At 43.6% G+C, this 20,880-nt stretch carries 18 protein-coding genes and 1 tRNA gene; 14 read left to right on the top strand and 5 right to left on the bottom strand.

Translation table 11 applies throughout. The features are described from left to right. Positions 1-758: 758 nt before the first annotated feature. Positions 759-1,313, top strand: a complete 555-nt coding sequence (locus A7325_RS12285) for a fasciclin domain-containing protein (protein ID WP_068408549.1) — start codon at positions 759-761, stop codon at positions 1,311-1,313. 397 nt (positions 1,314-1,710) lie between these two features. Then, entirely contained in the window at positions 1,711-2,331 is a 621-nt protein-coding gene (locus A7325_RS12280; RefSeq protein ID WP_068408547.1) for a fasciclin domain-containing protein, read from the top strand. A 295-nt stretch (positions 2,332-2,626) separates the two neighbouring features. Here A7325_RS12280 and A7325_RS12275 read toward each other — a convergent pair whose 3' ends face one another. After that, positions 2,627-4,177, bottom strand: coding sequence for an alanine/glycine:cation symporter family protein (locus A7325_RS12275; RefSeq protein ID WP_068408544.1), 1,551 nt, complete (start codon positions 4,175-4,177; stop codon positions 2,627-2,629). 973 nt (positions 4,178-5,150) lie between these two features. Between A7325_RS12275 and A7325_RS12270 the strand changes: the two genes are divergently transcribed. The 4 genes from A7325_RS12270 (at position 5,151) to A7325_RS12255 (ending at position 8,902) form a co-directional block, all read left to right on the top strand. Continuing rightward, positions 5,151-5,783: a LemA family protein gene (locus tag A7325_RS12270; protein ID WP_068408542.1), complete on the top strand. Its 633-nt coding sequence runs from the start codon at positions 5,151-5,153 to the stop codon at positions 5,781-5,783. Between the two features lie 217 nt (positions 5,784-6,000). After that, positions 6,001-7,179 (top strand): TPM domain-containing protein, encoded by a 1,179-nt coding sequence (locus A7325_RS12265; RefSeq protein WP_068408540.1) that lies wholly within the window; start codon positions 6,001-6,003, stop codon positions 7,177-7,179. Positions 7,180-7,265: 86 nt separating this feature from the next. After that, the gene (locus A7325_RS12260) at positions 7,266-7,790 is read left to right on the top strand and encodes a TPM domain-containing protein (RefSeq protein WP_068408537.1); all 525 of its coding nucleotides are present in this window, start codon (positions 7,266-7,268) and stop codon (positions 7,788-7,790) included. Between the two features lie 113 nt (positions 7,791-7,903). Further along, the gene (locus A7325_RS12255) at positions 7,904-8,902 is read left to right on the top strand and encodes an adenosine deaminase (RefSeq protein ID WP_068408535.1); all 999 of its coding nucleotides are present in this window, start codon (positions 7,904-7,906) and stop codon (positions 8,900-8,902) included. Positions 8,903-8,994: 92 nt separating this feature from the next. Here the strand turns inward: A7325_RS12255 and A7325_RS12250 are convergent, their stop codons facing one another. Beyond that, positions 8,995-9,795: an SIR2 family NAD-dependent protein deacylase gene (locus A7325_RS12250; protein WP_068408533.1), complete on the bottom strand. Its 801-nt coding sequence runs from the start codon at positions 9,793-9,795 to the stop codon at positions 8,995-8,997. A 35-nt stretch (positions 9,796-9,830) separates the two neighbouring features. Here A7325_RS12250 and A7325_RS12245 point away from each other — a divergent pair, with 35 nt between their 5' ends. Then, positions 9,831-10,196: a hypothetical protein gene (locus tag A7325_RS12245; protein ID WP_068408531.1), complete on the top strand. Its 366-nt coding sequence runs from the start codon at positions 9,831-9,833 to the stop codon at positions 10,194-10,196. Between the two features lie 153 nt (positions 10,197-10,349). Here the strand turns inward: A7325_RS12245 and A7325_RS12240 are convergent. Beyond that, positions 10,350-10,426 (bottom strand) — tRNA-Arg (locus tag A7325_RS12240). A 371-nt stretch (positions 10,427-10,797) separates the two neighbouring features. Between A7325_RS12240 and A7325_RS12235 the strand changes: the two genes are divergently transcribed. From A7325_RS12235 to queF, 4 genes are all read left to right on the top strand, one after another. Continuing rightward, the gene (locus A7325_RS12235) at positions 10,798-11,478 is read left to right on the top strand and encodes a c-type cytochrome (protein ID WP_068408529.1); all 681 of its coding nucleotides are present in this window, start codon (positions 10,798-10,800) and stop codon (positions 11,476-11,478) included. Positions 11,479-11,864: 386 nt separating this feature from the next. Further along, a complete protein-coding gene (locus tag A7325_RS12230; RefSeq protein ID WP_068408527.1) occupies positions 11,865-12,812 on the top strand; it encodes an ABC transporter ATP-binding protein in 948 nt (315 codons plus the stop codon). Between the two features lie 132 nt (positions 12,813-12,944). Then, complete coding sequence (locus A7325_RS12225) at positions 12,945-13,718, top strand: ABC transporter permease (RefSeq protein WP_068408525.1); 774 nt, start codon at positions 12,945-12,947, stop codon at positions 13,716-13,718. Between the two features lie 69 nt (positions 13,719-13,787). Then, on the top strand, positions 13,788-14,645 hold the full coding sequence (gene queF, locus A7325_RS12220) for an NADPH-dependent 7-cyano-7-deazaguanine reductase QueF (RefSeq protein ID WP_068408523.1): 858 nt from the start codon (positions 13,788-13,790) through the stop codon (positions 14,643-14,645). 100 nt (positions 14,646-14,745) lie between these two features. Here queF and A7325_RS12215 read toward each other — a convergent pair whose 3' ends face one another. Beyond that, entirely contained in the window at positions 14,746-16,464 is a 1,719-nt protein-coding gene (locus A7325_RS12215) for a proline--tRNA ligase (RefSeq protein ID WP_068408521.1), read from the bottom strand. A 661-nt stretch (positions 16,465-17,125) separates the two neighbouring features. Here A7325_RS12215 and A7325_RS12210 point away from each other — a divergent pair. Continuing rightward, positions 17,126-17,866, top strand: a complete 741-nt coding sequence (locus tag A7325_RS12210) for a DUF4230 domain-containing protein (protein ID WP_082894403.1) — start codon at positions 17,126-17,128, stop codon at positions 17,864-17,866. Between the two features lie 163 nt (positions 17,867-18,029). Beyond that, positions 18,030-18,278 carry a hypothetical protein gene (locus A7325_RS12205; protein ID WP_068408519.1) on the top strand — a complete coding sequence of 83 codons (249 nt, stop codon included), beginning with the start codon at positions 18,030-18,032 and terminating at the stop codon, positions 18,276-18,278. A gap of 18 nt (positions 18,279-18,296) precedes the next feature. Here the strand turns inward: A7325_RS12205 and A7325_RS12200 are convergent, their stop codons facing one another. Next, the gene (locus A7325_RS12200) at positions 18,297-19,955 is read right to left on the bottom strand and encodes a cryptochrome/photolyase family protein (RefSeq protein WP_068408517.1); all 1,659 of its coding nucleotides are present in this window, start codon (positions 19,953-19,955) and stop codon (positions 18,297-18,299) included. A 225-nt stretch (positions 19,956-20,180) separates the two neighbouring features. On the opposite strand from A7325_RS12200, the gene A7325_RS12195 reads away from it, so the two are divergent. Continuing rightward, the gene (locus A7325_RS12195) at positions 20,181-20,864 is read left to right on the top strand and encodes a phosphoribosylanthranilate isomerase (protein WP_197488911.1); all 684 of its coding nucleotides are present in this window, start codon (positions 20,181-20,183) and stop codon (positions 20,862-20,864) included. The last annotated feature ends 16 nt before the right edge of the window (positions 20,865-20,880 follow it).

The raw sequence follows: 20,880 nt of genomic DNA, 5'->3' as shown, positions 1-20,880 counted from the left end.
AGCGCTGCTTATTAGAGTCAAGATAAGAAAAGGAAGAAGATAAAGTCTTTCAAAGTTTTTAGGGCGAGCTTACTAAGTTAGCTACTTATAAAATAGGCTATATAAAACAATAGTATTGATAAAAAGGTGGCTTCAAAATCGATAAGCAAATCTAGATTATTCTAGCACGAAACGGCTATTACTCGCGGGATTGTGCTTATTCCGCTTATTCCATTTCGGCACTATCACTGACGCCATCGTATTTAAAAATAACAAAAATTGATTACTATAACCAATTATCGTTGCACCAAATGAGCATGGTATTAAAAGTTAGCACATTATTAAAACTACCAAATTAAAAATACAGTTATAACAAATTCTATTGCATAACGCCGCTTGGAACAAATGAATATCATTTCAGTAGAGGATTACCTAAAGCTTTGATTTGTATTTATAAAGCAGCTATTTATACCAGGTTTTATTAAACTGATTTGGTTTACATGCAAGCTACAAAAATTAGCCTAAACGCAAGTTTATAATGCTTTGTGATATGTTAATTTAATTTCAGAAGGATTGACGTTTCATAAGCAATGCTTATTAGTAACTGTTAATGGTTTTTATTTGAGAGTGGTTAGCAATTAAGAATTAAAAACGGAATAGGCAAGGATTTTAAGAAAAGACAATCTGCCCGTAATACCGTAATAAAAATCCATAAATTGTAATCAGTGAACTATTCATTTATTAAACCATGTAGTCATTCAATCATTAAGGACAATGTTATGAAACTGATCAAAATCGCCACTCTTGGTACCTTAGCCCTTTCAATTGCCGGCCTTAGCGCTTGTAATAATATGATGCCAACCAAAACTCCTGTCACAACAGCGCCCATGCACAGCCAACCAACTGCCAATATGAACGTGGTACAGATTGCTCAAAGCAACGCTGATTTCTCACTGTTAGTAGAAGCCTTGCAAGCGGCAGGTTTAGCAGGCGCGCTGACCGATACCAGTGCAAGCTACACGATACTGGCTCCGACCAATACCGCTTTTGTGCAAGCGTTACAAGAAACCGGCATGACCAAAGCTGAGCTGTTTGCTAATAAGCCATTGTTGACCAAAATCTTGACCTATCATGTGCTCAAAGGCAATACGCCTGTTTATCAAAAACACGTCAGACCGGGTAATTACACCATGCTCAGTAATGATACGCTGGTGATTACGCCACAAGGCCGACTGATGGATGAAAATGGTCGTACCATCAAGATTTTAAAAACAGATATCGCGGCGAGTAATGGCGTGATACATGTGATAGATAGAGTGTTGCTGCCTAAATAACCCACTGCCTAAATAATCCTGTCGCTTAAACAACTTATTGCTTAAATAAGCAGTAAAAGAGCGACAAATTATCTACTTAGGTAGTAGGCAGATTCAAATGCTATATCACCATTGCTAGGTTATAAACTTAAGATTGCTCTTTAGCCTAGCAATGGGGCGCTATACGCGATCGATACAGTGTTGCTACCTAAGTCAGCAGTAAGTAAAAAATAATCAGCTAAGATAGTAGACACCGAGTGATATTACTTAACTTCTTGCTCATTTACCGGCATTTTCATTCAGAAGCTTTTATTTATCAGTATTTATATCAGTATCTAAATTTAAAAGTTCCAAAACTAAAACCGTTCTAAAATCAAAAAACACCATCCATAAACCCGTTATTTCAAAGGAATGACCTATGTTAAAAAAGAATTTATTATCTATCGCTGTCGTTACCGCTGCTATGTCGTTGGCGGCCTGTAACGATAAAGAAGCCGTTACTGAGCCAGTTGAGCCAGCCGCAACTACTGACGTAGCCGTTGAACCAGAAACCACCACAGATATGCCAGCTGAAGCAGTGGCTGAGTCTACTGATGCGATGCCTGTAGATGCAGCAGCGACGCAAAGTATCGGTGAGATGGCTGCTGGTAATGAGAATCTAACCATCCTAACCGAAGCGCTGCAAGCGGCTGATCTTGATGACATGATGATGGCAGAAGGTCAGTACACGGTATTCGCCCCAACCGATGATGCTTTTGCCGCTTTGTTGACCAAACTAAACGTCACTAAAGAGGAATTGCTCGGCGATAAAGAGATGTTGACTAGCGTATTGACGTATCATGTCGTACCAATGGTGGTCAAAGCGGCTGATATCCCTTATGGTACCGCTATCGACACGGCAAACGGCCAAACCATCTCTATCAGTGATGCTAACGTGATTACTGATGCCAGTGGCAACACTGCTAACATCGTTGGTACCGATATGATGGCAACCAACGGTGTGGTCCATGTAATTGATACAGTTTTATTGCCTAAATAAGGCTTAATAATTCGCACCAATCTTACTTTAAAATGCAAAAAGCCTAGCTATATAGCTGGGCTTTTTTATGTCTGCTCACTGATGAAAAATTTATCTTAGTCGCCCTGTATAGTCGAGATATTCTAAAAACGCTACGGTATTGCTGATATATCGATATTGCTTTTCATTCAATATAACGGTCTTAAGGTAAACTTACTATATAAAAAAAAGCCTGAGACCATTGCCTCAGGCTTTTTGTTTTATCAATGATTGTAGTGTCATCAATACGGCTTAGATAACATTACAGCTCAGTAAACTATAGACGTTCTTTATGTAGTGGGTCTTGAGCTGCCATTCTTTGTTGCTGCTTTAGATGACGCTCTTCCCAATACGGCGCATTTTTGATACCGAATTTTGCTGGATCAAAGGTATAGTGCTTCACGCCAGCTTTACGCTGTGCTTCATAATCTCTAAGCATAGTCAGCGTTGGACGCGCGACAATAAAGATAACCAAAATACCAACGATATTTAACCAAGCCATTAGACCTACGCCGATATCACCGATATCCCAAATGTAGCCTGCAGAGTTAAGACCACCGTAGGCAACCATCACCATGATTAAGATTTTAACTAAGAATAGACCAGTTCTATTAGCGCCGCGACTGATAAAGCGCGTCAAGTAAGCGACGTTTACTTCAGCGATATAGTAGTACGCTAAGATGGTGGTAAAGGCAAAGAAGAAGACCGCAACGGCAATAAAGATATTACCAAATTGACCGTACATGGTTTCCATTGCCATCTGCGTAAAGGCAGGCGAGTTGATCTCAACACCAGCCGCGACGTTTTGTACGATGAATTGACCGTCAGGTAGTGTGCCCTGGATATTATAAGTACCCATGGTAATGATCATAAACGCAGTCGCAGAACAGACTAGTAAGGTATCAACATACACTGAAAATGCTTGTACCAAACCTTGCTGTGATGGATGCTCAACTTCCGCAGCCGCCGCAGCGTGAGGACCTGTACCTTGGCCCGCTTCGTTAGAGTAAATACCACGTTTGACACCCCAACCGATGGCGGCACCAAAACCTGCTTGTGCGGTAAACGCATCACTGATAATCAAACCAAAGACTTCTGGAATCATCTGGTAATTGGTAAACATAATGACGAGCGCAAGGCCAATATAACCAAGAGCCATAAAAGGAACAGCATACTCGGTAAAGGTTGCGATACGTTTGATACCACCAAAGATAATAGTACCTAAGATGACCAAAATGATAGCAAGCCCGACCAAGCGCATAGAGCCAACTTCTAAGCCCATGATATTCATCGGCGTGCCTTCACCCATGACTTGGGCAAACGCGCTGATAACGCCGTTCGCCTGCACGCCCGGTAAGAACATACCGCAAGCTAAGATAGACGCGACGGCAAAAAGAATGCCATACCAGCGTTGACCAAGGGCGCGCTCAAAATAGTAAGCTGGACCGCCGCGGTATTCGCCAGTGATGACGTCTTTTTCTTTATAAATCTGTGCAAGGGTTGCTTCGACATAAGCGGTAGATGCGCCTAAAAAAGCCACAACCCACATCCAAAATACCGCACCAGGACCACCGAAACCAATAGCGGCGGCGACCCCAGCGATGTTACCCATACCCACACGCCCTGCTAGAGATACGGCGAGTGCCTGAAATGATGAAATACCCTGTGCACTTGATTTACCGGTAAAAAGTAAGGTAATCATTTCCCCGAATAAACGTACTTGTACGAAGCGCGTCATGATGGAATAAAATAAACCTGCGCCCAAGCACAGATAAACCAATGCTGGGCTCCAGATAATTCCGTTTACTAAATCGACTAAACCTTCCATATGTATATTCCTAGTACTGTCTCAAAGTGGCTATATATGATGATGCTAAGAGTAGACCAGCTTTAATATCCTTATTAAAACCAACCACTCAAATAATCTGCATGCACTTAACTGCGGTGGAAATTCTCCTTACAGATTAAGTTTCATACGCGCTTAGCAACCAAGGATGGACTGTAGTTGTCTGCTGTTACCCGTCTGGTTTATGAACAATAATGAGCGTATGCAACCGCTTATCAGCGTTGATAGTTTATTAAGGCTGCTTTTATGTAAAGCGCTTAAAATAAACCAGTGGATAAAACAGGCGGTTATAATATAAATAACCATCATCTCAGTAAGCGAGAAGATGGCACTTAACTTTTTATGAGTCGTATCAGCTGGCTACACTTACATGGTAGAGTAAGGTAATAGAGCAGTCTTTAGTCGTTTATCAATCCTTTTTGATGCGACATTGATGAGCAGCTAGTACCAAAATTCTTATAAGTCCACTACCAAATGTATTCAAACCGTACGGCTACGTAACTGCAATTTGCCATATTTTTTAGGCAATTACTAGAATTTTCTTTATAAGGACGTTCATTTATAAATGGTTTTCTTCGCTTGATTGCCTATACAAGGTCAAAAAATCTTCTATTTATCTTGTATTGACCAATACTTTTTAATTAACCGTTAATGGGGGTTTAAAAGACAGTCGCGTTAACAGCAGTGCTAAATGCCTAAAATACGCCACAGCCCTACGATAAACGCTGCTTTGCGGTTGTGTTTTGGTAACGATGAATTGTAAAAGTGACGGTATAGCGCCATTATTAGCACAATATATTGCTGCTGCGATATTCACGCCATGAAACGGTTAGCTGCGAAACTTTCGGTTATAAAATCCAGTAGGCGATAAACTATAAGTGCATATAAGTGGTTAACATTAAAAAAAGCGATTAAAAAACGTTTTGTTTGTTATTTATCATTAGGAGAGTCAACGATGACGCGTAAATCTTTTTTAAAACCTATGTTGCTATCAGCAGTATTAGCGACCTCTACTGTCGGTTTGAGCGGTTGTGGCTATAACAATTTACAGGCGCAGGATGAGCAGGTCACCGCGGCATGGTCAGAAGTGGTCAACCAATATCAGCGTCGTTCGGACTTGGTGCCAAACCTGGTCAAAGTCGTGCAGCAATACGCCAAGCAAGAGCAAGAAGTATTTACCCAAGTCGCAGCGGCGCGCTCACAAGCGGGCGGTATTACAGTCACGCCAGAGCTGCTTAATGACCCTGAAGCAATGGAGCGCTATGCGGCTGCCCAAGATCAGATGACCGGCGCGCTATCGCGCTTGATGGCGGTTTCTGAGCGTTATCCTGAGCTAAAATCTGATGCTTTGTTCCAAGATTTGCAGGCGCAGCTGGAAGGTACAGAAAACCGTATTACGGTGGCGCGTAACCGTTATATCCAAGAAGTTCAAGGCTATAACACTACCGTGCGTCAGTTCCCAACCAATATTACGGCCAAAGTATTTGGCATGGACGCCAAACCAAACTTTAGCGTTGCCAATGAAAAAGAAATATCGACTGCACCAAGTGTCAATTTCGGCGATGATAATGCGCAGACAACGCAGTAAAGCCAAGTTTTCAGTTTAGGCGTTCTATCTATCATGATGGCGTATAAATGCTACTGTTTATGTGACAGTGCGTTTATTTAATAGTCCGTTTATTGGCTCAAAAATGATGGAACGCCTTAATCGTAAGTCGGTTCTTGCGTTGTTATATGGCTTTTTATAACCGTTGGTTTTGTCGTCATTTATTAGTACAGATGTTATTTGAGGTGGTATAGATTAGATGAAGCACTCAACAGCACTCTTATCCGCATTATTATTTACTCTAAGTATTGGGAGTGGCTCGCTGCTACACGCAGCGCCCGATGCTAATAATAATACGGCGGTCGCTAGCGATAGCACCTCAGATATGCAAAACCGTAGTGTCGAGGAGTTGGTAGCGATTGCAAAAGCTGCCGAATCTAATGAAGCCATCAACGATGCGGTCTTAGGTAACGAAGCCATTAATGAAGCTATCCTTGGCAATGATGCTATCAATCCTAATGCTGCTAATTCCAATAGTAATACGACCACCTTAACAACCTCTAATCGTCCGCCTGTACAATCAAGTGCTCAGGGCGTCGATGCCGATAAGCTCATCTTAAACTCGCCAGTTATCGACCAAGCCAATATCTTAAACCCGCAAGAAAAGCAGCGTTTAGAGGCGCAGCTAAGAGGCATTTATCAGCAAGGTTTGGCGCAAGCTGCGGTGGTCATTGTACCGACTACCAATGGCATGCCAATCTTTGATTATGCGCTACAAGTTGCCGAAAAATGGCAGCTGGGTAATAAAGATATTGACGATGGCCTGCTAATGGTCGTTGCCGTTAATGACCGCAATATCTATATTTTAACGGGTTACGGACTAGAAGGGGTGTTGCCAGATTCGGCGGTCAACCGTATTATTCGCGAAGACATCACACCGCTATTTAAGCAGAATGACTATGGCGCTGGGATATTAGCGGGCGTTGGCGCGCTGCAAACGCGCCTGACCGCTGATCCTGAAGTATTGGCGCGTGCCGATGCGCAAGCGGCCGAACGCAGTCAAAATCAAAATGACATTGGTGACAACCCATCGCCGGTGTTTTTATTTGTCATGGCGATGATATTTGGTAGCTTTATTACCAGTATCTTTGGGCGCATCTTTGGTTCTATCCTGACCGCTGGCGGCTTCTTTGTAGGCTCGCTTGCCTTGGGCGGCGGTTTCTTTATGACGTTAATTATGGCGATATTTATATGGCTGTTTTTAATTTCGCGCGGCTCAGGCGGTGGCCGTGGAGGACGCGGCGGCGGTGGCGGTATAGTATTCCTGCCCGGTATGGGCGGTGGTAGTGGCGGCTTTGGCGGCGGTGGTTTTGGTGGTGGCGGCTTCGGAGGCGGAGGCGGCGGCTTTGGCGGCGGCGGCGCGGGCGGCTCTTGGTAGAGGCGATTTCTATAAGAGTAAGCAGGGTAAATTAGGCTCAGACATTAGAAGATTGCCAGCAATGGCGTACTTGAGGATATAATATAATGGTAAAAAGCAATTCGTCGCAGGCAAGTTTTGCTCGTTGGTGGCGTCAAGTACTGTTTGTCCCTATGTTGCATAGCAAGTGGCTCACGCCCGCGGCGAAGGCTCGGCTGACAGAGCAGGTGACGTTGGCTGAGCGCGGACATCGCGGCGAGGTGTTTTTAATTATCGAAAATCATTTACCTATCCAAGATGCTTATCATCTTGACTGCCGCGATCGTGCGATTGATTTATTTAGCGAATATCGCGTGTGGGATACCGAAGAAAATACCGGCGTTTTGATTTATGTCAATATTTGCGAGCACAAGCTAGAAATCGTCGCTGACCGCGGTATCAGCACGCATGTCAGTCCAACCGTGTGGAGCGCCATGTGCGAAAAGGCGGTCTCAGGTATCGCCAATCAAAAAACTGAAGAAAGTCTGATGGAGTTGTTGGACGAGGTAGGTCAGTTATTGCGTCAGTATTATCATCTTGAACATGACCCTGCGGGTAATGAGCTGTCCGATACCGTGGTATTTTTAAAATAGTAATTTTCCAAAATAGCAGTTTCTTTAATAACAATTTTTCAAACTAACAGTATTTTTAAAATAACGCTTAAAGAAATAACAAGTAAATTTAGATAAAGGACCATGCCAATACAATGATTGAGCTGATAAAAAAATTGCCAAAAGCAGAGCTGCATTTACATATCGAAGGCTCATTAGAACCGGAGCTGATGTTTAGACTGGCGAAAAAGAATAATATCGCTATCCCTTATAAGGATATCGAAGACGTCCGCCGCGCCTATAATTTTACCAATCTACAAACTTTCTTAGATATCTATTATGCGGGCGCCAACGTTCTGATTACCAAAGACGATTTTTATGATTTAACGTGGGAATATATTTTAAAGTGTGTCGAAGATAACGTCGTCCATACGGAAATATTTTTTGATCCGCAAACCCATACTGCAAGAGGGGTTGAGTTTGCGACAGTCATTACTGGTATCAAAGAAGCGCTTGCCGATGCCAAAGAAAAATACGGCATCACCTCTTGTATTATCATATGTTTTTTACGCCATTTATCGCAAGAAGAGGCGTTTGAGACTTTAGAGCAAGCATTAGCATTTAAAGACGATATTATCGGCGTCGGTCTGGATTCTTCAGAATTGGGCAACCCTCCCGCCAAGTTTAAAGAAGTGTTTAAAAAGGCGAAAGGAGCGGGCTTTAAGCTGGTCGCCCATGCTGGCGAGGAAGCAGATTTTTCTTATATTTATGAAGCGTTAGATGTATTGGAAATCAATCGCATTGATCATGGCGTACAATCGATAAAGAGCGCAGCGCTGATGCAACGCCTAAAAGACGAGCAAATGCCACTGACGGTTTGCCCCAATTCTAATATTGAGCTCAAGGTATTTGAGAGTTACAAACAGCACAATATTAAAGAGCTGCTCGATTATGGCTTGAATGTCAGCGTCAACTCTGATGACCCTGCTTATTTTAAAGGCTATATGAATCAAAACTTTATCAATATATGTGACAATCTGCCTCTGACAGAAAACGATATCGTTACTTTGGTAAAAAACTCTTTTAAATCCTCATTTATAGATAATGAGTTAAAAGAGCAATACTTAGCGCGCGTGGATATTGCTCTCCACTAGGAGTGATTACAGATATCTTCGTTGATTAAGGCTTAACGGTTATATAAATCGTTAAGCCTTTTCCTTTTTTACAAAGTGCTTTTTAGGCACAGTTACATGGCCGTAATTTTTTGGATTAATAACGGCATAATAATCCCAGCTTTTTCTGCTAAGGTAATATCAACGATAGTATTCGGTGTTGGATGTGGGTTTATCTCGATGATTTTAGCGCCGTTTTCTTTTGCCAATTGCGCTAGGCCTGCCGCAGGATAAACGAGACTTGAGGTGCCAATACTCATAAACACTTCACAATTGGCCGCCGCGTCCTCCGCTGTCTGCCAGGCTTGTACAGGCAACGCTTCGCCAAACCACACGATATCGGGACGTATATAGCCATCGCAATGCGAGCAAGTAATCAAAGCGTCACTATAATCTAGGGTATCGGCACTGCTATATGAGCCTCTAGATTGCTCTTGGTAGGGCGCATCGCATTGACTGCAGCGATTTTGCCAAAGATTGCCATGTAAATGGGTGACATTACTACCAGCCTGCTCATGCAAATCGTCGACATTTTGGCTAATAAGCGTCAATTGCTGCTCGGTAGATTGGCTATGATATTGCCACTGCGCTAAAGCTTCATGGGCAGGATTTGGTTTTTTCTCAGCGACCAACTGCCGGCGCCACTGATACCATGACCACACCAGTTTTGGGTCGCGAGCAAAAGCCTCAGGCGTTGCCAAGTCCTCAGCCACATAATTTTCCCAAAGGCCTGTTTGCTTATCTCGAAACGTTGGAATGCCGCTTTCTGCTGAAATTCCAGCGCCCGTTAAAATACAGATGCGCTGTTTTGAGCCCAGCAATTTGGCAGCGCGCTCGACTTCGGCTATTAACGCAGGTGATAATTCTGTTAACATGAGTCATCCCTTTTTAAGATTGGATATAGACTTCTATGATAGATGGTATTTGGTGGCTTGTCATATTGCTCGCGGTTGTCATCGGACTATGGGTATTGGCAAAATCGCGCGCGCCTAAAACTGCCGATAAGCACAACCTAAAGTCGGGGCGCGCAAAAACACCACTCAATGATGGGCTACAAAAAACTGCAGAATTGGTTAAGCAGTATTTTCCTGACTACCGTGTCAACCGTAAAGCCAATCATTTACTGATTAGCAAGCAAGATAAAAAAGTGGCTATGATTACTATTGATAAAAAGCTTGCCGCGGGTCAGCGCCGTTTGGGAGATGTACCCGTGATTAATTATCACCGTGTCCCCAGCCGTGCTCAGCTAACAGCGAATTTGCAAGATGCAGAGTAGGTTTTTATAAATTAAATAGATTTAACAACTTTATATACAACATTTTATCGATGTTAGCGCACAGTGATAGGCAGCAGTTAACAGCGTAAAGCGTTGCCGTTAAAGTGTTGTAGAGGTTTTGGATAATGCTGAGGAAGGGATAAATACGATGATTGGTGCGCTCGGCGGGAATCGAACCCACGACCCTCGGCTTCGGAAACCGATACTCTATCCAACTGAGCTACGAGCGCATAATTGATCGACTAAAACCCAATTAACTAATGACGTGTATAAATAAGTGCAATTGGCTGTCGTTAGAACGAAAAGGCGTCTAAAAATTAAGACCGCTTAGTCTAACAAATAAAAGTCATAAAGCCAATGAATGAAGACCGCTATTGGCGTTTTTTAAGAAAAAACACCATAGTCGGCAAACAGGCATGGCAATCTACCTGTCTTTTCCCTTATAATGTTAGGGAGAATTCATATTTATAATCACCGATTACAAGCGCGCCCGTATGCGGGATGGCTGTTTGCTATTGATAACTGCTTGGTTATCAAAGGAGGACAAACAGAATGTCCAAGTCGTGTCGGCCCTTGTATACGCAATAAGAGAACGTGACGAATGAGAAAAGTAGTTATGTTATCGGCAGCTGCCATTCTAGGAATCGCTAGTATCGCTGTGAGCCAAGCCGAAAGTGTTGTAGACACGCCTGTAACCGTATCTGATGTCGCAGAAGGGCAAGAGGTTGTCGATAACTTGCCTGAAAAATTGGGTGACGATACCAAAGCTGCTGCTGATACTACCGATGGCGCTGCAGCTACCGATGAAGCTGCGCAAGCAGACGCGACCGATGCAGATGCACCTGCTGAAGAAGCAACAGCCGCTGCCGCACCTGCCGCTGAAGAAGAGCCTATTCCGCAAGATACGCCACAAGTACAAAAGCTCATCGCTTTGTATCCTAACTTGATTGCTCGTATTCAGCCGGTTGCTAAAGTCTGCTTTGAGGACGACGAAGTATGTGATGTCACTGCACGTTCTGCAGGTCCAGCAGCAGGCGATGGTCCGCGTGATGGTAAAGCAGTTTACAGCGCTGTCTGCCAAACGTGTCACGCATCAGGCTTACTTGGCTCTCCTATGCTAGGTGATGCTGGTGCTTGGGGTCCTCGTATCGCTAAAGGTAAAGATACCTTGTATACCCATGCTATCAACGGCTTTAACGCTATGCCTGCCAAAGGCGGCGCTGATATCCCTGATGAAGAAGTACAAAACGCAGTGGATTATATGGTTGGTGAAGCAAGCTAATTTAATTGGCTGACTTATATGCAACAGTAATAAAAAACAGCAGGAGACGGTAAACTAGTTATCGTCTTCTATTTTGCTTTTTTATCATTATTCTGCTTAATATAGTCAAAATATTCTAAAAACGCTACAGTATTGCGGATAACAGCAATCATATATAGAAGCTTATAGAGCGCCTATTTCATTTAATGAGGTAGGCGTTTTTTTGTGGGCGACGATTGATATTATTAATATCGTGGTTATATCATCCTAATGTTGAAATCCGCAACCGCGAGCCTCACATCTAGACACGAGACTCGTAAGATACGAGAGCAAATAATAGAAAACTAACTTTTCCCGAATCGTCTTCTATATTCCTTTATAGATACATCACTAATAAAGAGGTATTCATGTCTGAGGTGCCAGCGCTATCTATTCAGAACTTATCTAAAACCTATGGCAACGGGTTTTCGGCATTAAAAGATGTCAGCTTGACAGTGCCACAAGGTGGGTTTTTTGCGCTCCTTGGGCCAAATGGTGCGGGCAAATCAACGATGATTGGTATCATTAGCTCCTTGTTTAAGCCAACGGCGGGTAGTGTGCATATCTTTGGTACCGATTTGTTGGCTGAACCTTCAAAAGCCAAGCAGTTTTTGGGCGTGGTACCGCAGGAATTTAACTTCAATCAGTTTGAAAAAGTTGAAGATATTTTGATTACTCAAGCCGGCTATTTTGGTATTGCGGCGAAAGAGTCTAAACCGCGAGCAGAAAAACTGCTCAAAGCATTAGGCTTATGGGATAAGCGTGATAATAAAGCGCGCGAACTATCAGGCGGTATGAAGCGTCGATTGATGATTGCGCGCGCCTTGATTCATAAACCAAAGCTATTGATACTCGACGAACCAACGGCTGGGGTCGATATCGAGCTGCGCCGCTCGATGTGGGAATTTATGCAGCAGATTAACGTTGAAGAAAATACCACGATTATTTTGACCACCCATTATTTGGAAGAAGCGGAGCAGCTTTGTAAGCGTATCGCTATTTTGGATCACGGTGAGATTCGTATTAATACGGAAATGAAAGATTTATTAGCGCAGTTATCGGTTGAAACTTTTGTCTTTGATTTGGCGACGCCATTGACCAAGCAAATTGCTTTAACGGGGGTCACTGACACGCTACAACCCGATGATTTAACGCTTGAAGTGACCCTGACAGAAGGGGAGTCGCTAAACGGTGTCTTTGAGCAGTTGTCTAAGCAAGGCGTTTTGGTCGCCAGTATGCGCAATAAAGCCAACCGTTTAGAAGAGCTGTTTATGCGCTTGGTCGATAAAAGCTTGCATGAACCTTTGAGCTCGTAGGCTGTTTTATTGATAATTTTTCCAATTTACCCACATAAATAGACCACTATAAATATAGCAACCATATAGGCAATCTGCGGGCCGTGATAGCGTTTTGATATTAGCCCGTAGACTGCTTAGGAGAGATGACGCATGAACTTCGCACAACGCTGGATTGCTTTTCGCACCCTGCTGATTAAAGAGATTCGCCGCATATTACGCATCTGGCCGCAAACATTATTGCCGCCAGTTATTACGATGAGCCTGTATTTTGTCATCTTTGGTAAAATGATCGGTTCGCGCGTGGGCGAGATGGGCGGTGTGCCATACATGCAGTTTATCGTGCCCGGTCTGATTATGATGGCGATTATCACCAACAGTTACTCAAACGTGGTCTCGAGCTTTTTTAGTGCTAAGTTTCACTCAAGCATTGAGGAGCTGCTGGTATCACCAATCTCTAAGCATGCTATTTTGACGGGCTATATCAGTGGCGGTATTTTCCGCGGACTGGCGGTTGGGGTCATCGTCTTTATTGTGGCGTTATTTTTTACCAAGCTGGGTATTGAGCACTTATTTATCACCTTATTTACGGTGATTGGCACCTCGGTTTTATTCTCGCTTGGCGGCTTTATCAACGCCGTATTTGCGCGCTCATTTGATGATATTTCTATTATTCCAAGCTTTGTGTTGACGCCGCTGACCTATCTTGGCGGGGTGTTTTATTCGATGGAAAATTTATCGCCATTTTGGCAAAATATTTCGCTGTTGAACCCAATTGTCTATATGGTGAACTCTTTCCGCTACGGTATCCTTGGCTATTCTGATGTCAATGTATGGTATTCGATGGCGGCTATCTTTGCCTTTTGCGTCATTTTTTATATCATCTCTTATCGACTATTAAGTGATGGTTCGCGTATTCGTTTATAAATTGCTGTGAGTACTATTTATAATCTCTAGCATTTTAACTATCATCAGTTTTACTATTAGGAAGTAGCCATGAGTATTCACGGTATTTTGGGCGAACAAACCACTGATTATCCAACTGAGTATAGTCCCCAGACCCTCTATCCAATAGCGCGCAATCTAGGGCGCGATGTGATTGGCTGGCAAGATGATAAGCTAGCAGTGGGCGTCGATTGGTGGCACGCCTTTGAGCTGTCTTGGTTAAATGCACAAGGTGTTTCACAAGTGGCTATTGCACGCTTTGCTGTTCCTGCCAGCTCGCCATTTATCGTCGAATCAAAGTCATTAAAACTATATTTAAATAGTATTAACTTTACCGAGTTCGCTAGTTGGGATGAAGTACAAGCGCTGATTGCTAAAGATTTATCGTCATGCGTTCAGGCAGAAGTAACCGCTCAGTTGTGTGGCTTAGATGATAAGCATTCAGGGCTGTTAATTGCTCAACCTGAGGGCGTTTGTATTGATGACGCGCTTGCCAATAGCAGCGAGAAAGTCGCGCTAACGGAACATCCTGACGCGTCATTATTAGCAAGTGGTTCAGTAGGTTCTGAAAAAGAAGCTGGTAAAATGCTTAGCTTTTATTCTAACTTGCTGCGCAGTAATTGTCCGGTGACCAATCAGCCAGATTGGGGTACGTTAGCGGTTTCGATTATCAGTAATAAAGCATTTGATGAAGCAAGTATGTTACGTTATATTTTAAGTTTCCGTCAGCATAATGGCTTTCATGAGCAGTGTGTCGAGCAAATATTTGCTGATTTGAGTCAGTACTATCAGCCAAGCGAGCTGATGGTTCGTGCGTGGTATACACGCCGCGGCGGTATCGATATCAATCCTTGCCGCGTCAGTGATATAAAGTTGTTACCGCAGCCAAGCCGCTTGATTCGCCAGTAAGGTAATGGTTTTATTTAAATTGGTTTTGCAGCGTTTGGTTTAAAAAAAGCGCCTATCTGAATCAGATAGGCGCTTTTTATTGAGCAAGTTTTATTAAAAACTATTTGCCGCTTACTTTTGCCATCACTTCTTCGCGGCTCAGCATTTGCTTTTCTGTTTCGCGGCGATTGACGTATTCGTATTTGCCTTCAGCCAAGTTACGGTCTGAAACCACGATACGATGCGGAATACCAATCAATTCAAGGTCGGCAAACTTCACGCCCGGGCGCTCATTACGGTCATCAAGCAAGACGTTAACACCTTGAGATTTTAGCTCCTCATACAGCGCGGTCGCCGTCTGCATGACGGTGTCTTCTTTTGACTTCATCGGTATGATAGCGACTTCAAACGGCGCAATTGAATCGTCAACGCTTGGCGTTTGTGGCCACATGATGCCGTTTTCATCGTTGTTCTGCTCGATAGCAGCCGCGATGATACGACTGACGCCAATACCATAGCAACCCATCATCATGGTCACAGGCTTGCCATCTTCACCAGAGACAGTCGCATTCATCGCTTGCGAGTATTTATCACCCAACTGGAAGATATGACCGACTTCGATGCCGCGTTTGATTTTTAGGCTGCCTTTACCGTCAGGAGAAGGATCGCCTTCTTGTACATTGCGCACATCAACGACGCGGGTAATGCTGGCATCACGCACCCAGTTCATACCGATGGTATGTTTATTGACTGCGTTTGCGCCCGAGACAAAATCCGACAAAGAAGCTGCCGAGCGATCGACGAATACGGGCATATCCAAATCAACGCCGATATAGCCTTTATGCAAACCAGCGGCTTTAAGCTCTTCATCAGAAGCCATCGTTAGCGGTACATTGGCTTCTTCGATTTTCTCCGCTTTAATGGTATTTAGCTGATGGTCACCGCGTAAGACAATCGCGATTAATTGCGGTTCATCATCTTCGGTATGACCGTGGACGATTAAGGTTTTCACCGTCGTCTCTAACGGTACGCCTAGATGCTCAGCAACCATTTTACAACTGGTCATGTCTTCTGTTAAAACGTCTTCGCGTTCCATTTTTGGTGGCTGACGCTCAGCGGTGCTGACCGATTCGGCAAGCTCAACGTTGGCTGCATAATCAGAAACGTCAGAGAAAGCGATATCATCTTCACCGCTGTCTGCCAACACATGAAACTCATGCGACGCAAAACCGCCAATAGAACCGGTATCCGCTTGCACGGCACGGAAATCTAAACCCAAACGGGTAAAGATGCGCGTATAAGCGTCGTACATCTCATGGTAAGTCTTTGCCAAAGACGCTTGGTCAGCGTGGAACGAGTAAGCGTCTTTCATGGTGAATTCACGCGCACGCATCACGCCAAAACGTGGACGAATCTCGTCACGGAACTTACCTTGGATTTGGAAAAAGGTAATCGGCAACTGCTTATAACTGCGCAGCTCACCTTGAGCAAGGTTGGTGATGACTTCTTCGTGCGTCGGCCCCAAGACAAAATCGCGGTCATGACGGTCTTTAAAGCGTAACAGCTCAGGACCATAGTCATTAAAACGCCCGGTCGTTTGCCAAAGCTCGGCAGGCTGGGTCATTGGCATCAGCACTTCTTGAGCGCCGACGTTTTGCATCTCTTCGCGAACGATGCGTTCGACTTTTTGCAACACGCGCAAACCCATCGGCAGCCAGATATACAATCCAGAAGCGATTTTACGAATAAGACCTGCTCTTACCATGAGTTGGCTTGAGGCGATATCAGCGTCGCTGGGCGTTTCTTTTAGCGTGGCAAACAAAAATTGACTGGCTTTCATAAATAAAGCGGAACCTTATCAACGATAAAATAAATAAGAAATAGGAGGATATTTAGCGTGTGCTTTGATAGCCGACGCAAGCTTACCTTTTATCACTTGGTAATAGTCTAGGACCTGCCTAGCTAAAAAGTACTGCAACAAGCAGCACGTTATTAGAAAGTGCGTTTATAAAACGCCTTACAAAAAGGGTGAAACTTTTATTTTTGTATGAATACATCCATATCGACAGCGTCATATTTTTGGCAAAAAAGCCAGAAAAATGGGTGCATGCCAACATTTTGCTTATACAATCTGACTATGTTAGGTAAAGTTCGCCTAAGACGCAATGACTTTTTGTTGTTTCAGCTCAAACAGTGGCTAAACTCAATAACAATGCTAAAAATAAGCTGATTGTTTAATTCAAAAATTGCCAATTTTGGAGACTCAAAGATAAAACTCTGGTTAGCTGATAAAGCAGCACGATTTATAGATTTTGGACATAAGAGAATAAAGGGATAAATAGTGAAGCAAAAGCTATTTTTTAAAGTGGCAAGAAACTCATTAATTATGTAGGAGAATGGTAGTAACTGCTTGAAATGCTTATAAACAACTAGCATTAAAGGTTTGGTATTTAGCAATTTTATGCTGATAAGAATTAATATAAAATCTTGAGGTAGTTTGCATGGTCAACCCTGATAATCACTCTCCCGCGGCTAATAATAATGCCAAGCACCCGCAAGCAAAAAAACCCATCTCGATGCTATCGTGGCTGGTATTGCTTATCGGTCTTGCTGCGCTCGCTTTTGCGATATACAGCGCGCAAAACCTCACTAAGGAAAAACCGATAGAAACCATTACCCGTGAAGGGGTGGTTATGCAAATTCAAAAATTAAATCGTTTAGAGACGGTGGCGTTTAGTGTCGATACCGTTATCACTAGCCAAAAACCAGGCAGCTGGATGAAGCTGTGGCAAGATGAGCAAAAGGGTTTGTTTATTGCACGCGGGCGCGTAGAAGCAGGGATTGATTTGAGTGCGTTAACGCCAGAGATGGTACAGGTGGTGCAGCCAGAGATTGATGTTGAACAGCTGCAGGAAGCTGATGCTAATACGCCTGTCTCAATGATGCCGCAAATCAATATCACCTTGCCGCCGTCAGAAATATTTTCTATTTATTTAGACGATATCGAAATCTATGATTGGCAGACTGGCGCTTTTGGTATGATGCAGGTTGATCCAAAGATCTTGCAACAAGCGCAAAGTATGGCGAAAAAAGAAGTGCTTGAGCGTGCTTGCCGCGGTGATGTGATGAATTTAGCATTAGAAAATGCGCAAACCCAATTGCAGCAGTTGTTTTCATTGACCGGTGCTGTGGTAACGGTAACCACGCAGGGTGCAGGGGCGTGTCAAATGCCAACGGCTTAATACTTAAAATGGGTTAACGAAACGCTACACCACTTAACAGATGTTGCTTGAATTTATTGGCAATAGGGTTACTATATTATATAGCAGGACTTATTTATCATTAACGACAGCCTTATAAATGCTGTCGTTGAAATAAGCTTATATGATATAAGAGGTGGCGTATATGACAACTTCCAATAATCAGCCCTCCGTTCATGAGAAACGCGAATTAATCAAGCAGCCTAAAGCAAAAGAATCGCTACCTTTTGCGACGTGGGTGCTGCTCATCATAAGCTTTACTTGTCTTGCGTATGCTATTTATACCATTCAGACACGAATAGTAAAGCCAGCTATCGATATAGATAGTGCAGCACAAAGCAGTTTGGTGCAAACTGGCAGTACGCCACAAGAGGTAGCTCAAGTAGAAAACTAGCGCTTTTTGTTAAAAATGTCAGCGTTGTTTTTTAAATTCAGCAATCGCCAGTTGCCGGGCTACTTTATGCTCAACCATCGGCACAGGATAAGCAATGTCAGCAAACTGACCGCCCTTTGTGAGCGCTTTACGCATTTTATCTTCACTATGCAAAATACTGCTTGGTACGTCTTTTAATTTTGGCAGCCAAGTCTTAATAAATAATGCATCAGCATCATGACTCTTAGCTTGGCTAAAAGGGTTCATAATACGGAAGTAAGGTGCGGAGTCTGTGCCTGTTGACGCGCTCCATTGCCAGCCGCCATTATTGGACGCAAAATCACCGTCTATCAGCTGCTGCATAAAGTAGCGCTCACCCAAGCGCCAATCTATTAATAAATCCTTGGTCAAAAACATCGCCGTTACCATGCGCAAGCGATTGTGCATAAACCCGGTCGCATTGAGACAGCGCATGGCCGCATCGACCAATGGCACGCCTGTCATGCCTGTGCACCATGCCTTAAAATCATCCTGATTATATGACCAGTGAATCTTGCTATCGGTCTCTTCTTTATAAGCTTTATGGCGAATAAGCTCGGGCTTATCATCTAAAACATGACGATAAAAGTCACGCCACGCCAGCTCACTTATCCAGCGATTAATATCGTTGTTATCGGACTTATCAAAGCTATCGAAATTGTTGCTATCATTATCCTGTAATCTCTCTAATGCTTTTGTGGCTTGCAGATAGCAAAGTCTTGGGCTTATTGCGCCAATAGTGAGATAGGCTGAGAGTTGGCTGGTCGCTTGCAAATTTGGCACATCGCGGCTGATGTCATAGTTATCGATATCATCAGCGATGAAATCCTCTAAACGTTGGCACGCAGCTCCTTCACCCGCTGGATAAGCCGTTCTAGCGTGCTCAAGCTGAGCGCCAAAATCAATGTGCTGATACTCTACGGCGGTCTCTAACCGTTTTTGATAATCTTCGACGGCTTTTTTACTGAGTTTTTCTATGTCTTTAACAGTATGAGCGCTGTCTTTTGCAGTTTTTAGGCTGCTTTTTGACTGGCTGCTTTTTGACTGATAGTTTACCGCCATGGCTTGGTGCATTTGTAAGCTGCTAACATCTAAAGTGTGCCGCCATTTGTTATAAAATGGGGTAAAGACCTGATACATGCTATCGTCATTGGTGGTAATGGTTTTTGGTGGCAAGATACATTGGTCGTGCCAGCGGATAAATTTGATATCGGATTTAGCAAGTTGGTTGGTTAGTTCTTGGTCGCGCTCAATCTCATTACCTTCGTACTCATGATTTGCCATGACAAGGCTGATATCATTTACCTCACACAACGTGCTTAGCGTCTCAACACAGTCAGAAAAGCTGGCACAGACTTGTACGGTTAAGTTGATATTTAAGTGTTTTTGCAAAGAGGTTGCTAAGAGTGGCAAGCTGCGAGCGATATGATCGAGCTGGGTGAGTGACATATCATGCGCGTGCCACTGTTCAGGCGTTATAAAAAAAATAGCGCTGACTCGCGCATTATCCTTATTTGCACGCTCGCAAAGCGCTGCCAATGCCGTATTGTCATGAACTCGCAGGTCACGACGAAACCACATTAAGTAATGGGCAGGGTTTGCACTCGTCGTATTATTGCTAGCAATGTGCTGAGACGTTGCCGCCACCGTTTTAGACATTCCACCTTTCCTATATTAATCAATCGCAATCATAAACAAAACTGTGAATAAAAGTATGCTAGGATAAGTTTTTGGATGCAATGGATTTGCTATTCAATTAACAAATCATCATATTTGCTTTTTAGCGTTGGCAATCAATATTTATCGTCGTCTATGTATTCGAGCCAATCTATCAACGTTATATTTAGTGTCATGTCTATTTGATGTTATATCTAAGGTCACATTATGCAGGTGAAGTTTTGTGGTTTTACCCAGCCTAGTGATATTAAAATGGCTGCTCAGTTGGGTGTCGATGCCGTCGGCTTGGTTTTTTATCCACCGAGTCCGCGCGCTGTTACTATCGAGCAGGCACAATTGCTAAGTGCTTCTTTGCCCGCTTTTATCAGTGTGGTGGCCTTGGTGGTCAATATGCCGCGAGCGGAACTGATTGAACTGGCAAATCGTGTCCCTTTTGATATCATTCAATTTCACGGTGATGAAACGCCTGAGCAGTGTCAGCAAATGGCAAGCGCGGTCAATAAACGCTGGATAAAAGCCTTACGTATCAATACCGAGCAGCACACCACTGCTAGCGTAAGTGCTCAAATTGATGAGTTTGCTGCCGCTGGCGCGAACAGTATTTTGCTCGATGCTTACCATCCGCATAAGTATGGCGGCACAGGTGCCAGATTTGACTGGAGTTTGCTACCGCAAGACAGCTCGCTGCCTATTATTTTAGCGGGCGGGCTTGATGCCGACAATGTCGCTGCTACTTTAGAGCTGCCGATTTATGCCGTCGATGTCAGCGGCGGAATTGAGTTGGGCAAAGGTAAAAAAGACGCTGCCAAAATGCGTGCCTTTATGAAAGCAGTTAAACGCGACCGATGGCAAAACGAGACGCCGAGCGAACCTTCGAATATCAGTAATTAGCTTTTTAACGGTGGAT

This window comes from Psychrobacter sp. SHUES1 (genome assembly GCF_001652315.1).
Lineage (GTDB): Bacteria > Pseudomonadota > Gammaproteobacteria > Pseudomonadales > Moraxellaceae > Psychrobacter > Psychrobacter faecalis.
The sequence above is the reverse complement of the archived record's forward strand: the minus strand, read 5'-3'. Positions and strand labels throughout refer to the sequence as shown.

Coding starts and splice junctions, on each gene's coding strand:
- A7325_RS12255 (WP_068408535.1), top strand. CDS start 7,904: ATGATTGAGCTGATAAAAAAATTGCCAAAAGCAGAGCTGCATTTACAT.
- queF (WP_068408523.1), top strand. CDS start 13,788: ATGAGTATTCACGGTATTTTGGGCGAACAAACCACTGATTATCCAACT.
- A7325_RS12270 (WP_068408542.1), top strand. CDS start 5,151: ATGACGCGTAAATCTTTTTTAAAACCTATGTTGCTATCAGCAGTATTA.
- A7325_RS12215 (WP_068408521.1), bottom strand. CDS start 16,464: ATGAAAGCCAGTCAATTTTTGTTTGCCACGCTAAAAGAAACGCCCAGC.
- A7325_RS12285 (WP_068408549.1), top strand. CDS start 759: ATGAAACTGATCAAAATCGCCACTCTTGGTACCTTAGCCCTTTCAATT.
- A7325_RS12195 (WP_197488911.1), top strand. CDS start 20,181: ATGCAGGTGAAGTTTTGTGGTTTTACCCAGCCTAGTGATATTAAAATG.
- A7325_RS12200 (WP_068408517.1), bottom strand. CDS start 19,955: ATGTCTAAAACGGTGGCGGCAACGTCTCAGCACATTGCTAGCAATAAT.
- A7325_RS12230 (WP_068408527.1), top strand. CDS start 11,865: ATGTCTGAGGTGCCAGCGCTATCTATTCAGAACTTATCTAAAACCTAT.
- A7325_RS12205 (WP_068408519.1), top strand. CDS start 18,030: ATGACAACTTCCAATAATCAGCCCTCCGTTCATGAGAAACGCGAATTA.
- A7325_RS12235 (WP_068408529.1), top strand. CDS start 10,798: ATGAGAAAAGTAGTTATGTTATCGGCAGCTGCCATTCTAGGAATCGCT.
- A7325_RS12225 (WP_068408525.1), top strand. CDS start 12,945: ATGAACTTCGCACAACGCTGGATTGCTTTTCGCACCCTGCTGATTAAA.
- A7325_RS12275 (WP_068408544.1), bottom strand. CDS start 4,177: ATGGAAGGTTTAGTCGATTTAGTAAACGGAATTATCTGGAGCCCAGCA.
- A7325_RS12265 (WP_068408540.1), top strand. CDS start 6,001: ATGAAGCACTCAACAGCACTCTTATCCGCATTATTATTTACTCTAAGT.
- A7325_RS12250 (WP_068408533.1), bottom strand. CDS start 9,795: ATGTTAACAGAATTATCACCTGCGTTAATAGCCGAAGTCGAGCGCGCT.
- A7325_RS12260 (WP_068408537.1), top strand. CDS start 7,266: ATGGTAAAAAGCAATTCGTCGCAGGCAAGTTTTGCTCGTTGGTGGCGT.
- A7325_RS12245 (WP_068408531.1), top strand. CDS start 9,831: ATGATAGATGGTATTTGGTGGCTTGTCATATTGCTCGCGGTTGTCATC.
- A7325_RS12210 (WP_082894403.1), top strand. CDS start 17,126: ATGGTCAACCCTGATAATCACTCTCCCGCGGCTAATAATAATGCCAAG.
- A7325_RS12280 (WP_068408547.1), top strand. CDS start 1,711: ATGTTAAAAAAGAATTTATTATCTATCGCTGTCGTTACCGCTGCTATG.